Origin of the sequence: Curtobacterium sp. PhB130 (assembly GCF_003755165.1) — a bacterium.
In the GTDB taxonomy this organism is placed as follows: Bacteria; Actinomycetota; Actinomycetes; order Actinomycetales; family Microbacteriaceae; genus Curtobacterium.
Genome location: NZ_RKII01000008.1, coordinates 188538 through 204778 on the forward strand (window position 1 = coordinate 188538; position 16241 = coordinate 204778).

Sequence of the window (16241 nt, forward strand, 5' to 3'; positions counted from 1 at the left end):
CGGAGCCGGTCAGCTGCCGGACGTGGCCTTGTCGTTGTCCGACGAGGCGCTCGCCGAACTGGAGATCACCGGGATCTCGCTCGTCGAGAACTCCTTCGCCCAGTCCGACTGCGCGAACTCCGACGACGGGTCGTTGTACTCGTCGATGACCTGGGCGACCTCTGCCTCCGAGGCGACCGTCGGGCCGGAGCCCATGAGCGGCGTGCTCGCGGTCTCCTTCGTGAAGTACACCGCCACGAGCCCGATGAGCGCTGCGGCCATCAGGTAGAACGCGGGGATGTCCTCGGCCCAGCCGAAGCCCGCGTCCTTCGCGCCGTTGATCAGCGCGGCGGTCGCGAGCGGGGTCGTCCCACCGAAGAGCGACACCGACACGTTGAACGCGATCGCCAGGGCGCCGTAGCGGATGATCGTCGGGAACAGCGCGGGGAGCGTCGAGGGCATCGTCGAGGTGAACGTGACGAGCACGACACCGAGGATCAGCAGGCCGAAGAACACGCCGACGCCGGTACCGGTCTGCACGAGCTGCAGAGCCGGCCACGAGAACAGGAAGAAGCCGATGCAGCCGGCGGCGAGCACCGGACGACGCCCGAACTTGTCGGACAGCCGGCCGCCGAAGGTGATCACGACCATCATCAGGATCATCACGATGACGATGAGGATCAGCCCGAACGTGGCGTTCTGCCCGAGGTTCTGCTCGAGGTAGGTCGGCATGTACGACAGCAGCATGTAGTCGGTCACGTTGAAGACCAGGACCAGGCCGATGCAGATGATGAGCGCACGCCAGTTCTCCGCGAAGAGCTTGAGGAACGGCGTCTTCTGCGACTCGCGCTCGGCCGCTTCTTCCTGCTGCTTCTGGAAGGCCGGGGTCTCCTCGAGCTTCAGACGCAGGTAGAGCCCGATCAGACCGAGCGGGCCGGCGATGATGAACGGGATGCGCCAGCCCCAGCTGAGCAGGGCGTCCTCGGAGAGGCCGAACTGCAGGCCGGTGACGATGGAGGCACCGAGCACGTACCCGGCGAGCGTGCCGAACTCGAGCCAGGAGCCCATGAACCCGCGGCGCTTGTCCGGGGAGTACTCGGCGATGAACGTCGCGGCGCCGCCGTACTCACCACCAGTCGAGAAGCCCTGCACGAAGCGGGCGACGAGGAGCAGCACCGGTGCCCAGAACCCGATCGAGCTGTACGACGGGATCAGACCGATCATGAGCGTGCCGGCGGCCATCAGGATCATCGTCAGCGCGAGGACCTTCTGGCGGCCGATCTTGTCGCCGATCGGGCCGAACACCGCGCCGCCGATCGGACGGACGATGAAGGCCGCGGCGAAGAAGCCGAACGTGGCGACGAGGTTCGCGGCCGGGTCGCCCTCGGGCAGGAACACCTTCGAGATGGTGACCGTCAGGTACGCGAAGATGCCGAAGTCGAACCACTCCATCGCGTTGCCGAGCGCTGCTGCGGCGACGGCGCGCTTGAGGAGCGACTCCTCGACGACGGTGACGTCGCCCGTGGTGAGCTTGCGGCGTGCGCGCTTCGCGGCGCCCTTCGACCGGACCGGCCGGTCGCCGTGCGGGTGGGGTGCGTTGTTCGGTGCCAAATCGTCCTCCGGTTGCTGTGGCTGCCTTCGGGAGTCCGACGAGAAGAGCGACATCGCAGGACTGCGAACACCGACGGCTCGCCGAACAAACTCCGACAGACTACCAGCTGCCCGCTCTTCATGGAATATCAGGTGTGATCCGCCTTGTCCGCATCCCGCGAACAGGCCGACCCACGCCGGATCCAGCCGCCCGGTACGATTGCTGCACCGCGCGTCACGCGTGGACACTCAGGCACCTCATCACGGACTCGGTGCCGCACATAGCGATCGAAAGGCGCAGCCATGACCAAGCCCATGCCCGACAAGCCCACCGTCGACGGACTCGAGCAGGTCTGGGGCCCCGTCTGGGACCAGGACGGCACCTACCGCTTCGATCGCTCCGCCGCCGCGGACCGCAGCCAGGTCTACTCGATCGACACGCCGCCGCCCACCGCCTCCGGCTCGCTGCACATCGGGCACGTGTTCTCGTACACGCACACCGACCTCAAGGCCCGGTTCGAGCGCATGCGCGGCAAGCACGTCTTCTACCCGATGGGCTGGGACGACAACGGTCTCCCCACCGAGCGTCGCGTGCAGAACTACTACGGCGTCCGCTGCGACCCGCAGCTCCCCTACGACGGCACGTTCGTCCCGCCGTTCGAAGGCGGCGACAACAAGTCGAGCAAGGCGGCCGACCAGGTCCCGATCTCGCGCCGCAACTTCATCGAGCTGTGCGAGCGCCTGACGGTGCAGGACGAGCAGCAGTTCGAGCACCTCTTCCGCACGCTCGGCCTGTCGGTCGACTGGACGCAGTCGTACCGCACCATCGACGACACCTCCCGCGCGAGCGCCCAGCGCGCCTTCCTGCGGAACCTCGAGCGCGGCGAGGCCTACCAGGCCGACGCCCCGACGCTCTGGGACGTCACCTTCCGCACCGCGGTGGCGCAGGCCGAGCTCGAGGACAAGGAGATGCCCGGCGCGTACCACGGCATCGCGTTCCACAAGTCGGACGGCAGCGGTGACATCGTCATCCAGACCACCCGCCCCGAGCTCCTCCCCGCCTGCGTCGCCCTCGTCGCGCACCCGGACGACGAGCGCTTCCAGGACCTCTTCGGCACCACGGTCCGCTCCCCCCTGTTCGACGTCGAGGTCCCGGTGCTCGCTCACCACCTCGCGCAGAAGGACAAGGGCGCCGGCATCGCGATGGTCTGCACCTTCGGTGACACCACCGACGTCGTGTGGTGGCGCGAGCTGCAGCTGCCGAACCGCGCCATCATCGGCTTCGACGGCCGCGTCCGCTCGGACGAGCCGTCGTGGATCGAGTCCGAGGGCGGCAAGGCCCTCTACGCCGAGCTCGCCGGCAAGACCGTGTTCTCCGCGAAGAAGGTCGTCGTCGACGCCCTCACCGCGTCCGGCGAGCTCGTCGGCGACGTGAAGACGATCCAGCACCCGGTGAAGTTCTTCGAGAAGGGCGACAAGCCGCTCGAGATCGTCTCGACCCGCCAGTGGTACATCGTCAACGGCGCCCGCGACGAGTCGCTCAAGGCCACGCTCCGGCAGCGCGGCGAGGAGATCGCCTTCCACCCGGACTTCATGCGGGTCCGCTACGACAACTGGGTCGGCGGCCTGTCCGGCGACTGGCTGATCTCCCGCCAGCGCTTCTTCGGCGTGCCGCTGCCGGTCTGGTACCCGCTCGACGCCGACGGCAACCCGGTCTTCGACCAGCCGATCGTCCCGACCGAAACGCAGCTCCCCGTCGACCCGGCGTCCGAGCCCGCCCCCGGCTACACCGAGGACCAGCGCGGCGTCCCCGGCGGATTCCAGGGCGAACTCGACGTGATGGACACCTGGGCGACCTCGTCCCTGACCCCGCAGCTCGCGGGCAAGTGGGAGACCGACCCGGAGCTCTACGGCCTCGTCTACCCGTACGACGTCCGCCCGCAGGCCCAGGACATCATCCGCACGTGGCTCTTCACGACGGTCCTCCGCAGCCAGCTCGAGGCCGACGTCGTGCCGTGGAAGCACGCCTCGATCTCCGGCTTCATCGTGGACCCGGACCGCAAGAAGATGTCGAAGTCGAAGGGCAACGTCGTCACGCCGCTCGCGATCCTCGAGCAGCACGGCGCCGACGCGGTCCGCTACTGGGCCGCATCGTCCAAGCTCGGCACCGACGCGGCCTTCGACCCGCAGAACCCGAAGCAGATCAAGGTCGGCCGCCGTCTGGCGATCAAGGTCCTCAACGCGGCGAAGTTCGTCTACGGCTTCGAGCTGCCCTCCGGCGCCACGCGCGTCACCGAGGCGCTCGACATCGACATGCTCGCCGCGCTCCGCACCACGCTCGAGCAGGCCACCACCGCGTTCGAGGGCTTCGACCACGCCCGCGCACTCGAGGTCACGGAGCGGTTCTTCTGGACCTTCTGCGACGACTACCTCGAGCTCGTCAAGGAGCGTGCGTACGGCACCGCGCCGGACTCGACGCACGAGACCCAGGCGAGCGCCGTCCTGGCGCTGCGCGCCGCCATCGACGTGCTGCTCCGTCTCCTGGCACCGTTCCTGCCGTTCGCGACGGAGGAAGTGTGGGCGTGGACCCACGACACCAGCGTGCACCGGGCCTCCTGGCCGACCGCTGCCGACCTGCCGGTCGACGCGGCCGAGACCGGTCTGCTCGCCGCCGTCGGGCAGGCGCTCATCGGGATCCGTGGCGCCAAGACGGCCGCCAAGGCGTCCCAGAAGACGCCGGTGACGCGTGCCGTCGTCGCGGCCCCGGCCACGACCCGCGAGCTCGTCGAGCGCGCGGCGGTCGACCTGGCGGCCGTCGGCCGCATCCAGGACCTGTCGTTCGTGGACGGTGACGTGCTCGAGGTGACCGAGATCGAGCTGGCCGAGCAGCCCGCGTAGGGTCGCGTTCGTCTCGGTTCACCATCGACGGCCAGGAGGCTCGGATGCAGTTGGGTACGCGCTGGAACGTGGGTGCGTCGGCACCATCACGGCTCGATGCAGCGTTGGTCGTGGCGGTGCGGTCCGTCGAGGACGAGTTGGCCGCGGAGTCGGTCGACACGACGGGGTGGGGGTGGACGCTCACCTACCTGGAGGGCAAGCCCCGGGTCGAGCTGGACGACGGCACGTCGATCCACCTCGACGACGCCGGGCACGCCCAGGTGACGAACCCGGACGACGCCCCCGAAGAGGACTGAGGCGCGCGGCGGCGCGCGCGCGGCGGCGCTCGCTCGCGCGCTGGCCCGCTCGCGCGGCGGCGGTGCCGCTCGGCGGCGCACAACGAAAACCGGCTCGAACCACGGAGTTCCGCGGTTCGAGCCGGTTTCGGTTGTGCGGGGTCAGGCCTGGGCGAGCCAGCCGAGCAGGACCTCGTTCACCTCGGCGGTGTGCGTGGTGAGCAGGCCGTGGGGTGCACCCTCGATCTCGACGTACTGCGCGTGCGGCAGGGCCTTCGTGAAGCGGCGGCCGGTGGCGTCGATCGGCAGGATGTTGTCCGCCGTGCCGTGCACGATGAGCGCCGGGACGGTGACCTTCGGGATGTCCTGACGGAAGTCCGTCGGCCAGGTCAGGGGTGCTGCAGCGGATGCGATCGCACCGGAGCCAGCGGCGACGTTCCACGCGTTGCGGACGGCTTCCTCGGAGATCCGGCTGCCGAGGTTCTCCGACAGGTTGAAGAAGTCCTGGTAGAAGTTCGTGAAGTACGCGTACCGGTCCTTCTCCACATCCGCGGAGACGCCCTCGAAGAACGACATCGGCGCGCCACCGTCGGGGTTGTCGTCCGTGATCGCCAGGTACGGCTCGAGGGAAGCCAGGAACGCGACCTTCGCGATCCGGTCCTCACCGTGGCGGCCGATGTAGCGGGCGATCTCGCCGGTGCCCATCGAGAAGCCGACCAGGATCACGTCGTGCAGGTCGAGGGTCTCGAGGACCGTGTGCAGGTCGTCGGCGAACGTGTCGTAGTCGTACCCGGTCGACGGCTGCGAGGACTGGCCGAACCCGCGACGGTCGTAGGTGATCACGCGGTAGCCGGCGTCGAGGAGCGGCGGGACCTGGCCTTCCCACGAGTTGCCGTCGAGCGGGAAGCCGTGGATCAGCACGATCGGCTGCCCGGTGCCCTTGTCCTCGTAGTGCAGCTGGATGTCGACGCTGTTCTCGGTCCCGACGGTGATCTCGCCCATGGTCTTGCCTTCCTTCGGCATTCGTTCCGGTCGGAGAACGGTCGTTCTCCACGGTGTCCGCTACACTAGAGAACGATCGTTCCCAGCGCAAGTCGGCGCGGTGGACGGGCAGTGGAGAAGGGATGCACCATGGCAGTCACCATCGAACCGGACACCCGGGCGCACATCGTCGACGTCGCGGACGAGCTCTTCTACACGCGCGGGATCCAGTCCGTCGGCATGGACGAGATCCGGACCGGCGCGGGCGTCTCGCTGAAGAAGCTCTACGCCGCCTTCCCCGGCAAGGACTCCCTCATCGCCGCGGTGCTCGCCGGCCGGCACGAGTACTGGGAGCACGGCCTGGCCCAGGCGGTCGACGCCGCGACGACCCCGCGCGACAAGCTCCTCGCGATGTACGACTTCCTCGAGTCCTGGTTCGGCGACGCCACCTTCCGCGGGTGCGGCTTCATCAACGCCTTCGGGGAGCTCGGCGCGACCTCCCCAGCGGTCGCGGAGATCGCCCGCGCACACAAGGAGTCATTCCAGCACTACGTCGCCGGACTCACGCGGACGGCGGTGTCGGATCCGGCCCTCGCCGAGGAGCTCGCCGCGCAGCTGGCCCTGCTGGCCGAGGGGGCGCAGACCACGGCGGCCATCGCCGGAGACGCGGCCCCCGCCCGGCACGCACGGCGCGCGGCGGCCACGCTGATCGACGCCGCAACCGCGTAGCTAGGGTGGGGTGATGACGACGCCGTTCGACGAACCGAGCACCCTCCCCTACGCACTCCCCCCGTTCGACCAGGTCCGGCTCGAGCACCACCGTCCGGGCTTCGACGCCGGGATCCGAGCGCAGCGTGCCGAGGTCGAGGCGATCGCCACGAACCCGGACGCCCCGACGTTCGAGAACACGCTCGTGGCGCTCGAGCGGACCGGGCAGCTGCTCTCCCGCGTGAGCATGGTGTTCTTCACGCTCTCCTCGGCGGACTCCACGCCGGAGCTGCACGACATCGAGGCCGAGGTCTCACCGCTCCTCGCAGCCCACCGCGACGCGATCACCCTCGACTCCCGGCTCTACGAGCGCGTCGGGGCCGTGCGCGACAGCGCCCCCGAGACCGGGCTCGAGGGAGAGGACCTGCGCCTCGTGGAGCGCACCTTCACCGAGATGACCCTGGCGGGCGCCGGCCTCGACGACGCCGGCAAGGAGCGCCTCACCGCGATCAACCAGGAGCTCTCCACCCTCACGACCACGTTCGAGCGCAACCTGCTCGACGAGACGAACGACCTCGCGGTGCACGTCACGTCGGAGGAGTCGCTCACCGGCCTCGACGACGGCGCCAAGTCCGCCGCCGCCGGTGCCGCAGCCGACCGCGGCCTGGACGGCTGGCTCATCACGTTGCCGCTCTACACCGGCCACCCGTGGCTGGCGTCCCTGGCCGACCGCGACCTCCGCGAACGCATCATGCGCGCCTCGCTCTCCCGCGGTCGCCGTGGCAACGAGCACGACAACCGGGACGTCCTGCTCCGCATCGTCCGGCTCCGTGCCGAGCGTGCCGAACTGCTCGGCTTCCCGAACCACGCCGCCGTGGTCACCGCCGACGAGACCGCCGGCACTCCCGAGGCCGTCGACGGGCTGCTGTCCTCGCTGGTCGGTGCCGCTGCGGCGAACGCCGACGACGAGCGTGCCGTCCGCTCCCAGACCGTCGGCTTCGACGTCGAGGCGTGGGACTGGGCGTACGCGACGGAGATCCTCCGCGGCGAGCAGTTCGCGGCGGACAGCTCGGCCACCCGCCCCTACCTCGAGGCGGACCGGGTCCTGCACGACGGCGTCTTCTTCGCCGCGAACGCGCTCTACGGGCTGAAGTTCGCCGAGCGCCCGGACCTCCACGGGTACAACGACGAGGTCCGCGTGTTCGAGGTCACCGACGAGGACGACACCCCCGTCGGCCTGTACCTGCTCGACCTCTACACGCGGGACGGCAAGCGCGGTGGCGCCTGGATGAACCCGGTCGTCGAGCAGTCGGCACTGATGGGCACGCTGCCCGTCGTCGTGAACAACCTCAACGTCGCCAAGCCCGCGGCCGGTTCCCCGACGCTCCTCATCCAGGACGAGGTCGAGACGCTCTTCCACGAGTTCGGCCACGCGCTGCACGGTCTCATCGCCCGGACGACCTACCCGCGCTTCTCGGGCACGAACGTCGAGCGGGACTTCGTCGAGTTCCCGAGCCAGGTCAACGAGATGTGGGTCTCCTGGCCGGAGGTCCTGGCGAACTACGCCAAGCACCACGAGACCGGTGAGCCGATGCCGCCGGAGCTCGTCCTCGGGCTGAGCGACTCGGCGGGCTTCAACGAGGGGTTCGGCACCACCGAGTACCTCGCCGCGGCTCTGCTCGACCAAGCCTGGCACCGGCTCTCCAAGGCTGAGGCCGACGCCGTGACCGACGTCGAGGCCTTCGAGCGCCAGGCCCTCGCGGACGCCGGCATCGACGTCGCCGCGGTCCCGCCGCGCTACTCGTCGACGTACTTCGCCCACACGTTCTCCGGCGGGTACGACGCCGGCTACTACGGGTACATCTGGAGCGAGGTGCTCGACGCCGACACCGTGGAGTGGTTCCGCGACCACGGTGGACTCGACCGCGCTGCCGGGCGTCGCTTCGCCACGATGGTGCTCGGAGTCGGCGGGTCGAAGGACCCGATCGAGGCCTTCCGCGAGTTCCGCGGCCGCGACGCCGAGGTCGGCCCCCTGCTCCGCCGCCGCGGCCTGCAGTAGCGCGGGCGCGGGGGCGGGGCAGTTCCCCGCGTAGGAAGTTCACCGCGTGGGCAGTTCCCCGCGTAGGCAGTCGAATCGCGCGTAGGCGGTCAGAAGTTCTGGCCCCCTACGCGCGATTCGCCTTCCCACAGCGGGCGTGATGGGAAGGAACGCACGCGAACCCCGCGGTCGGCACCGCGCGCGAACCCCGCGCCCGGCACCGCGCACGCGAACCCCGCGCCCGCCGCCGGCACCGCGCACGCGCACCCGCGCCACACAGCAGAAGGGCCCACACCGACACGGTGCGGGCCCTTCGTGCGTGGCGGAACGCCTACGCGGACTTCTCGACGCGCTTCGCCCGCGGCCGCGGCACGATCGTCGGCGCCGCGTTCTCGAGCACCGACTCGCGCGTGACGACCACCCGGGCGACGTCGTCGTCCGAGGGCACGTCGAACATGATCGGCCCGAGCACTTCTTCCATGATCGCGCGGAGACCACGAGCACCGGTCTGCCGCAGCACGGCCAGGTCGGCGATCGCTTCGAGCGCGCCCTGGTCGAACTCCAGCTCGACGCCGTCGATCTGGAACATCCGCTGGTACTGGCGGACGAGCGCGTTCTTCGGCTCGGTGAGGATCTGCATGAGCGCGGACTGGTCGAGCTGCGACACCGTGGTGACGACGGGGAGACGACCGATGAACTCGGGGATGAGCCCGAACTTGTGGAGGTCTTCCGGCAGCACGTCGGCGTAGAGGTCCTGCTGGTCGAGCGGGCTGTGCAGCTGCGCACCGAACCCGATGCCGCGCTTGCCCACGCGGGAGGACACGATCTCTTCGAGCCCCGCGAACGCACCGGCCACGATGAACAGCACGTTCGTCGTGTCGATCTGGATGAACTCCTGGTGCGGGTGCTTCCGGCCACCCTGCGGCGGCACTGAGGCGACCGTGCCTTCGAGGATCTTGAGCAGCGCCTGCTGCACGCCTTCGCCGGAGACGTCGCGCGTGATCGACGGGTTCTCCGCCTTGCGCGCGATCTTGTCGACCTCGTCGATGTAGATGATGCCCGTCTCGGCCCGCTTGACGTCGTAGTCCGCGGCCTGGATGAGCTTGAGGAGGATGTTCTCGACGTCTTCGCCGACGTACCCGGCTTCGGTCAGGGCGGTGGCGTCAGCGACCGCGAACGGCACGTTGAGGCGCTTGGCGAGGGTCTGCGCGAGGTAGGTCTTCCCGCAGCCGGTCGGCCCGATGAGCAGGATGTTCGACTTGGCGATCTCGACGTCGTCGCGGTCTTCGGCTGCGGTGATCTGCCCCTGTGCGCGGATGCGCTTGTAGTGGTTGTAGACCGCCACCGCCAGGGCGCGCTTCGCCGGGTCCTGCCCGATGACGTACTCCTGCAGGAAGTCGAAGATCTCGCGCGGCTTGGGGAGTTCGAACTCACCGCTGCCGGTCTCGTCGCTGGCTTCCGCCAGACGCTCTTCGATGATCTCGTTGCAGAGTTCGACGCATTCGTCACAGATGTAGACGCCGGGACCGGCGATCAGCTGTTGTACCTGCTTCTGGCTCTTGCCACAGAAGGAGCACTTGAGGAGGTCAGCGCTCTCTCCGATGCGTGCCATGCTCCGGCCTTCCCTGGTCGACGTGCACGCCGGTTCGCGTCCACGAGGTCGTCGTGTTGTCGAGCCTAACCGCAACCGGCGACACTCACGGCGACGCCGGGCGCGTTTCCGGCGGCGCGTTCGCCCAGGGCGTTCGGTCCTGCTAAGTTGTCCTCGGATCTTCTACAAGTTGTAGAGCACGCGTCCCGGAAGGAACCACCCCATGCAGAAGCGTCTCGCCGTCGGCGGAGCAGCGACCCTCGGCGTCGTGGCCGCCATCGTCCTCGGCACCGCCGCATCCGCGAGCGCCCACGTCGAGGCGACGAGCACCTCCACCGCGGCGGGCTCCTACACGACGGCCACGTTCTCCGTCCCGCACGGCTGCGACGGCTCCCCCACCACGACGCTGCAGTTCCACGTCCCGTCCTCCGTGATCGAGGTCACGCCGACGGTCAACCCGAACTGGGACCTCACGAAGACCACGGAGCCGTACACGAGCCCGTCCGCCTCGGCCGACGACGAGTCCGCCGAGGACGCCGGTGAGCGCGTCACGAGCGTCACCTACACGGCGAAGACCCCGCTCCCCGCCGACGAGCGCGACACCTTCTCGCTCTCCTTCTCACTGCCGGACGGCAAGGCCGGTGACGTCGTCGCCCTCCCCGTCACGCAGACGTGCGAGAAGGGCTCCACCGAGTGGGACCAGGTGCAGAAGGCCGGTCAGGCCGAGCCCGAGCACCCGGCGCCCTCGATCACGCTGACCGCCGCGTCCACCGCCGCCGACGGCGACGACGAGCCGGCAGCAGCCAGCGACGCGGCGACCACCGCCGCGGCCGCCCCCTCCACCGGCACGCAGCCCGACCTGGTCGGCCGCTTCCTCGGTCTCGGCGGCCTGGTCCTCGGCGCTGCCGGTCTGGTCGTCGCGGTGGCGGCGACCCGCCGGCGCAGCACCAAGTGACGGCCGCTCGGGGACGGGTGACGTCCCGTCCGGACCGGCGCCGGCCCCACCCGGCCTGGAGGCTCGTGGCCGCGTCCGCCACGACCCTCGCCATCGCGGGTGGTGCCGTCCTCGGGCTCGCCGGCCCGGCCAGCGCGCACAACTACATGATCGCGTCGACGCCGAAGGTCGACGGCACACTGACGTCCCTGCCGGACGCGTTCGAGATCACCACGAACGACAAGCTCCTCGACATCGGCGGCTCCGGGTCGGGCTTCGCCTTCCGGATCGTCGGGCCCGACAAGCGGTACTACGAGAACGGCTGCGTCGACATCGACGGCCCCTCGATGACCACGAAGGCCGCCCTCGGCGCCTCGGGGAAGTACGAGGTCGAGTGGCAGATCGTCTCCGCCGACGGGCACACCGTCTCGGACGAGTACGCCTTCACGTGGAAGGCCCCGGCCGGGTTCACCGCCGCGAAGGGCTCCGCGACCCCGCCGACCTGCGCCACGAGCGGTTCAGCGAGCGAGGCGGCCACGACGGGCACGGCCTCGGGCGACACCGACTCGTCGACCTCCGACGCGATCTGGATCGGTGCCGGCGGCCTGGTCGTCGTCGCCGCGATCGTCGCGGTCCTGCTCCTGGTCCGCCGCCGTCCCGCCGAGGACCCCGACGACGAGTGATGCGCTCCCGGCGAGGTCCGTCCTGCCGGTGAGATCGCAGCTCGTGTCGCTCCACGTGACCCGATGTGACACCGAATGCGATCTCACGGACGCGATGCGACGCCCCGGACCCCGACGAGCACTAGCCGGAACGACGAAGGGCCCCACACCATCCGGTGTGGGGCCCTTCGCGTGTGCGCTACTTGACGAGGGCCGGGAGGTTCTTCCGGCTCGTCAGCACCTGGTCGATCAGGCCGTACTCCACGGCTTCCGCAGCGGACATGATCTTGTCGCGCTCGATGTCGTGGTTGACCTGCTCGGCCGTCTTGTTGGAGTGCTTCGACAGCGTCTCCTCGAGCCAGGTGCGCATGCGGAGGATCTCCGCCGCCTGGATCTCGATGTCGGACGCCTGACCGCCACCCTGCTGGGTCGCGGGCTGGTGGATGAGCACACGGGCGTTCGGCAGCGCGAGACGCTTGCCCGGCGTGCCGGCGGCGAGGAGCACCGACGCGGCCGAAGCGGCCTGGCCGAGGCACACCGTCTGGATCTGCGGGCGGATGTACTGCATCGTGTCGTAGATCGCCGTCATCGCGGTGAACGAGCCACCGGGCGAGTTGATGTACATCACGATGTCGCGGTCCGGGTCCATCGACTCGAGCACGAGCAGCTGGGCCATGACGTCGTCGGCCGACGCGTCGTCGACCTGGACGCCGAGGAACACGATGCGGTCCTCGAACAGCTTCGCGTACGGGTCCTGACGCTTGTAGCCGTAGGCCGTGCGCTCTTCGAAGCTCGGGAGGATGTACCGATCAGTGGGAGCCGGGACGTTCTGCGCGCCACCGAGCATGGGGAGATGCATTCTCGTTTCCTTTTCTTCGGTGGGGATCAGGACTGGGCGTCGGGGTCGGCGGCCGGCGTGGGGGTCTCGCCGTCGTTGACGGTCCCGCCACCACCGATGACCTCGGCCGACGACGCACGGAGGTGGTCGACGAAGCCGTAGTCCAGGGCTTCCTGCGCCGTGAACCAGTTGTCGCGGTCGTTGTCCTTGAGGACCTGCTCGATCGACTTGCCGGTCTGCTCGGCGGTCAGCTCGGCCATGCGCTGCTTCATGTCGAGGATGACCTTCGCCTGCGTCTGGATGTCCGCGGCGGTCCCGCCGAAGCCACCGGACGGCTGGTGCAGGAGCACACGGGCGTTCGGGGTGATGTAGCGCTTGCCGGGCGTGCCCGACGAGAGCAGGAACTGCCCCATCGAGGCGGCGAGGCCGATGCCCACGGTGACGATGTCGTTCGGCACGAACTGCATCGTGTCGTAGATCGCCATGCCCGCGGTGATCGAGCCACCGGGCGAGTTGATGTAGAGGTAGATGTCCTTCTCAGGGTCCTCGGCGGCGAGCAGCAGCAGCTTGGCTGCGATCTCGTTCGAGTTGTCGTCGCGGACCTCGGAGCCGAGCCACACGATCCGGTCTCTCAGAAGGCGGTCAAAAACACTGGGGTTCAGTGTTGCTTCGGCCATGGAAAAGCTCCCGTTCAGTTGTCGCTTGATGTCGAACTTATCGGTTGCAACGCAGCAGTTCGCGCCTGTTCGCTGTCGGCAATGCGGGTCGCGGTGAACGAGGCAGAAACGGACGGGAGGCACGGTGCCGACTGGCACCGTGCCTCCCGTCCGAGACGCTGCTCGCGTCGACTGCCGGACTACTCCGCGTCGACCGTGGCCGGCTGGGCGACACCCGCGGTGAACGCGGACAGGTCGACCGGCTCGCCGTTGGAGTCCTTCACCGTGACCTGCGCGAGGACCGTGGCGACGGCCTTCGAGCGGGCGACCTCGCCGACCATGCCGGGGATCTGCCCGTTCTGGTCGATGACCTTGATGAACTCGCCCGGCTCCATGCCGTACTGCGCGGCAGCCTGGATCAGGTACTGCGTGAGCTCTTCCTGCGAGACCTGGATCGACTCCTTCTCGGCGATGGAGTCGAGGAGGATCTGCGAGCGGAAGGCCTTCTCGCTGGACTCGGCGACCTCGGCGCGGTGCTCGTCGTCCTCGAGGCGGTTCTCCTGCTCGAGGTGACGGTGCACCTCGTCCTCGATGAGCTTCTCCGAGATCGGGATGTCCACGTCCTCGAGGAGCTTCTCGACGAGCTTGTCGCGAGCAGCGGCGCCCTGACCGAAGGTCTTGGACTTCGCGATCTGCTCCTTCAGGTCCGCCTTGAGCTCGTCGATGGTGTCGAACTGGCTGGCGATCTGCGCGAACTCGTCGTCGGCCTCGGGGAGCTCGCGCTCCTTGACGGCGGTGACGGTCACGGCGATCTGAGCGGTCTCGCCTTCGCGGTCGCCACCGACGAGCTTGGACTCGAAGGTGGTGGACTCGCCGGCGGTGAGGGACTCGAGCGCCTCGTCGATGCCCTCGAGCAGGTCGCCCGAGCCGAGCTCGTAGGAGACACCCGTGGCGGAGTCGACCTCGTCGTCACCGATGGTGGCGGTGAGGTCGATCTGGGCGAAGTCGCCCTTCGTCGCCGGGCGGTCGACCGTGACGAGCGTGCCGAAGCGGGTGCGCAGGTTCTGCAGCTCCTCCTCGATCTCCTCGTCGGAGACCTCGACCGCGTCGACGGTCAGCTCGTAGGAGCTGTAGTCGGGGAGGTCGAACTCGGGACGCACGTCCACCTCGAAGGTGAGGACGAGGTCGCCGGTGAAGTCGTTGACGTTCGGCAGCTCGGAGACGTCGGCCTCGGCACGGCCGAGGATGCGCAGCTCCTGCTCTTCGACCGCCTGGCGGTAGAAGGTGTCGATGGCGTCACCGACGGCGTGGTTCAGGACCTCGCCGCGGCCGACACGCTGGTCGACGATCGCCGGCGGGACCTTGCCCTTGCGGAAGCCGGGGATGTTGATCTGCTCTGCGATGTGCTTGTACGCGTGGTCGATGCTCGGCTTGAGCTCTTCCGGCGTCACGTTCACCGTGAGCTTGACGCGGGTCTCGCTCACCTTGTCGACGGTGCTGTTGGCCAAGGGGGATTCTCCTGATGGTTGGCGGTGGTGTGGGTCCTGGTCGGGGCGACAGGAGTTGAACCTGCGACCTCCCGCTCCCAAAGCGGGCGCTCTACCAAGCTGAGCTACGCCCCGTTTGCATGGGCCAGGGTGCTCGCGCACACCGGTGGGGCGCATGCGACGCCGATGAGTCTAGCGGTCCGCGGGTGTCCGGTTCCCGGGAGCTTCACCGGTCTGTCGCAAGCCGCGGCGCCACTGCACCCCGACGAGGACCTGGACACCGAGCGCGGCGAGCGCCAGCACGATGCCGAGGACGATCCGCCACACGTGCAGGAGCGCGTGCCACGGCTGTGCCTGCGGGTCCCCGAACAGGTCCGGACGCAGGGAGAGGACGACCGCGGCGAGGGCGACGAGCACGTACGAGAGAACCCGTGAGCGCTTGATCGTGCGCTGCGACGACTCGTCCGGTCGCGGCAGGATCACGAGGGCTGGTCCGTCCGCTTGCATGTCGTTCGTCCGCTACAGTGGTGGGGCTGCGCCTCGAGCGCAGGCGCGGGGATGTAGCTCAATGGTAGAGCCCCAGTCTTCCAAACTGGCTACGCGGGTTCGATTCCCGTCATCCCCTCCACGATTCCAGACCGGCGCTGCGTCGATCCTCGATTCCCGTCATCCCCTCCACGAGGGTCTCGAGCCACTCCCGCGGAGCGCTCCGGTAGCTCTCGGGCATCTCGTCCCCCGACGCGTCGATCGCCCGCTGCCAGCTCAGCACCCGGGACACGACCCCGAGCGTCGTCGCGAGCCCCACGATGTGCTGCACGTCCGGGTCGTCCGCCGCGCCCGGTTCGCCGAAGAACGTCTCGAGGTACGCCTCGACCCCACCAGGCGCACCGTCACGCCCCGCGACGAGCAGGCTGAGGAACGGGTGCGACACGCAGGCATCGCCCCAGTCGAACGGGACGGCTCCGCGCACGAACGCGTTGCCCACGTGCAGGTCGCCGTGCTCGAGCGTCGTCATCGGCATGAGCTCGTCGAGCTCGACGGCCGCGTCGGTGAGCAGCGGCACGATCCCCCGGTGCTCCGGCGCCCAGCGCGCGACGAGTTCGGCGGCGACGCCGGGCAGCACCGGCAGCCGGAGGTCCGGGACGCCGGCCACCACGAGGTCCGCGGCCGCGGCGGGCTCGGTCGCCCACTGGACCTCGGCGTAGTGGCGCATCACGTCGAGCCACACGGTGTCGCGGTCCGCGGCGAGCCGGACGATCGGTCCGCCGTCGGGCAGGAGCACGTGCCGCCCCGCCGCCGCGACCGGACGCTGCACGTGCGGGACGCCGTGGAGTGCGAGGACGTCGAGCAGCGCCGGCTCGGCCGCGACCCCGTCCGGCGCGGTCTTCAGGAAGAGGTCGCCGTCCGCGGTGGACACGCGCCAGATCGTGCTCCACGCGCGTCGTCGGACCTCCTCGACCCCGAGGACGTCCGTGCCCCGCTCCGCGAGGACCGACCGCGCCCATGCCACCGCATCCATCCCGTCACCGTACGGCAGCGGGCGGAGCCGACCCGAGCCTCCAGGCCGGGTCGCACGACACGCGGACCCGTGCCGACGCGACCGG

General features: G+C 69.3%; 14 protein-coding genes and 2 tRNA genes. 7 read left to right on the top strand and 9 right to left on the bottom strand.

Features of this window, described 5'->3' with window-relative positions; genetic code table 11:
* Window positions 1-9: 9 nt before the first annotated feature.
* The gene (proP, locus tag EDF24_RS10895) at window positions 10-1590 is read right to left on the bottom strand and encodes a glycine betaine/L-proline transporter ProP (protein WP_123702859.1); all 1581 of its coding nucleotides are present in this window, start codon (window positions 1588-1590) and stop codon (window positions 10-12) included.
* A gap of 282 nt (window positions 1591-1872) precedes the next feature.
* Here proP and valS point away from each other — a divergent pair, with 282 nt between their 5' ends.
* Both valS and EDF24_RS10905 read left to right on the top strand, forming a co-directional pair.
* Window positions 1873-4467: a valine--tRNA ligase gene (gene valS / locus EDF24_RS10900; protein WP_123702861.1), complete on the top strand. Its 2595-nt coding sequence runs from the start codon at window positions 1873-1875 to the stop codon at window positions 4465-4467.
* Window positions 4468-4511: 44 nt separating this feature from the next.
* Window positions 4512-4763: a hypothetical protein gene (locus tag EDF24_RS10905; protein ID WP_123702863.1), complete on the top strand. Its 252-nt coding sequence runs from the start codon at window positions 4512-4514 to the stop codon at window positions 4761-4763.
* Between the two features lie 141 nt (window positions 4764-4904).
* On the opposite strand, the gene EDF24_RS10910 is transcribed toward EDF24_RS10905, so the two are convergent.
* Window positions 4905-5744: an alpha/beta fold hydrolase gene (locus EDF24_RS10910; protein WP_123653967.1), complete on the bottom strand. Its 840-nt coding sequence runs from the start codon at window positions 5742-5744 to the stop codon at window positions 4905-4907.
* Window positions 5745-5873: 129 nt separating this feature from the next.
* On the opposite strand from EDF24_RS10910, the gene EDF24_RS10915 reads away from it, so the two are divergent.
* Window positions 5874-6452, top strand: coding sequence for a TetR/AcrR family transcriptional regulator (locus EDF24_RS10915; protein WP_123703466.1), 579 nt, complete (start codon window positions 5874-5876; stop codon window positions 6450-6452).
* A 13-nt stretch (window positions 6453-6465) separates the two neighbouring features.
* Window positions 6466-8490, top strand: a complete 2025-nt coding sequence (locus EDF24_RS10920; protein ID WP_123702865.1) for a M3 family metallopeptidase — start codon at window positions 6466-6468, stop codon at window positions 8488-8490.
* Between the two features lie 310 nt (window positions 8491-8800).
* Here EDF24_RS10920 and clpX read toward each other — a convergent pair whose 3' ends face one another.
* Window positions 8801-10081, bottom strand: coding sequence for an ATP-dependent Clp protease ATP-binding subunit ClpX (clpX, locus tag EDF24_RS10925; RefSeq protein ID WP_123653970.1), 1281 nt, complete (start codon window positions 10079-10081; stop codon window positions 8801-8803).
* A gap of 202 nt (window positions 10082-10283) precedes the next feature.
* Here clpX and EDF24_RS10930 point away from each other — a divergent pair, with 202 nt between their 5' ends.
* Window positions 10284-11015, top strand: a complete 732-nt coding sequence (locus tag EDF24_RS10930) for a YcnI family protein (protein ID WP_123653971.1) — start codon at window positions 10284-10286, stop codon at window positions 11013-11015.
* Between the two features lie 65 nt (window positions 11016-11080).
* Window positions 11081-11677 (top strand): copper resistance protein CopC, encoded by a 597-nt coding sequence (locus tag EDF24_RS10935; RefSeq protein WP_123653972.1) that lies wholly within the window; start codon window positions 11081-11083, stop codon window positions 11675-11677.
* A 178-nt stretch (window positions 11678-11855) separates the two neighbouring features.
* Here EDF24_RS10935 and EDF24_RS10940 read toward each other — a convergent pair whose 3' ends face one another.
* From EDF24_RS10940 to EDF24_RS10960, 5 genes are all read right to left on the bottom strand, one after another.
* Window positions 11856-12515: an ATP-dependent Clp protease proteolytic subunit gene (locus EDF24_RS10940; RefSeq protein ID WP_071298779.1), complete on the bottom strand. Its 660-nt coding sequence runs from the start codon at window positions 12513-12515 to the stop codon at window positions 11856-11858.
* Window positions 12516-12541: 26 nt separating this feature from the next.
* Window positions 12542-13171: an ATP-dependent Clp protease proteolytic subunit gene (locus EDF24_RS10945; protein WP_123653973.1), complete on the bottom strand. Its 630-nt coding sequence runs from the start codon at window positions 13169-13171 to the stop codon at window positions 12542-12544.
* A gap of 179 nt (window positions 13172-13350) precedes the next feature.
* Window positions 13351-14658 carry a trigger factor gene (gene tig, locus EDF24_RS10950; protein WP_165931435.1) on the bottom strand — a complete coding sequence of 436 codons (1308 nt, stop codon included), beginning with the start codon at window positions 14656-14658 and terminating at the stop codon, window positions 13351-13353.
* A 37-nt stretch (window positions 14659-14695) separates the two neighbouring features.
* Window positions 14696-14772, bottom strand: a tRNA-Pro gene (locus EDF24_RS10955).
* A gap of 57 nt (window positions 14773-14829) precedes the next feature.
* Window positions 14830-15144 carry a hypothetical protein gene (locus EDF24_RS10960; RefSeq protein WP_148070877.1) on the bottom strand — a complete coding sequence of 105 codons (315 nt, stop codon included), beginning with the start codon at window positions 15142-15144 and terminating at the stop codon, window positions 14830-14832.
* A 47-nt stretch (window positions 15145-15191) separates the two neighbouring features.
* On the opposite strand from EDF24_RS10960, the gene EDF24_RS10965 reads away from it, so the two are divergent.
* Window positions 15192-15265: transfer RNA gene (locus EDF24_RS10965), tRNA-Gly, on the top strand.
* Here EDF24_RS10965 and EDF24_RS10970 read toward each other — a convergent pair.
* On the bottom strand, window positions 15254-16156 hold the full coding sequence (locus tag EDF24_RS10970) for a phosphotransferase (protein ID WP_148070878.1): 903 nt from the start codon (window positions 16154-16156) through the stop codon (window positions 15254-15256). The two genes, EDF24_RS10965 and EDF24_RS10970, sit on opposite strands and share 12 nt — an antisense overlap.
* Between the last annotated feature and the right edge of the window lie 85 nt (window positions 16157-16241).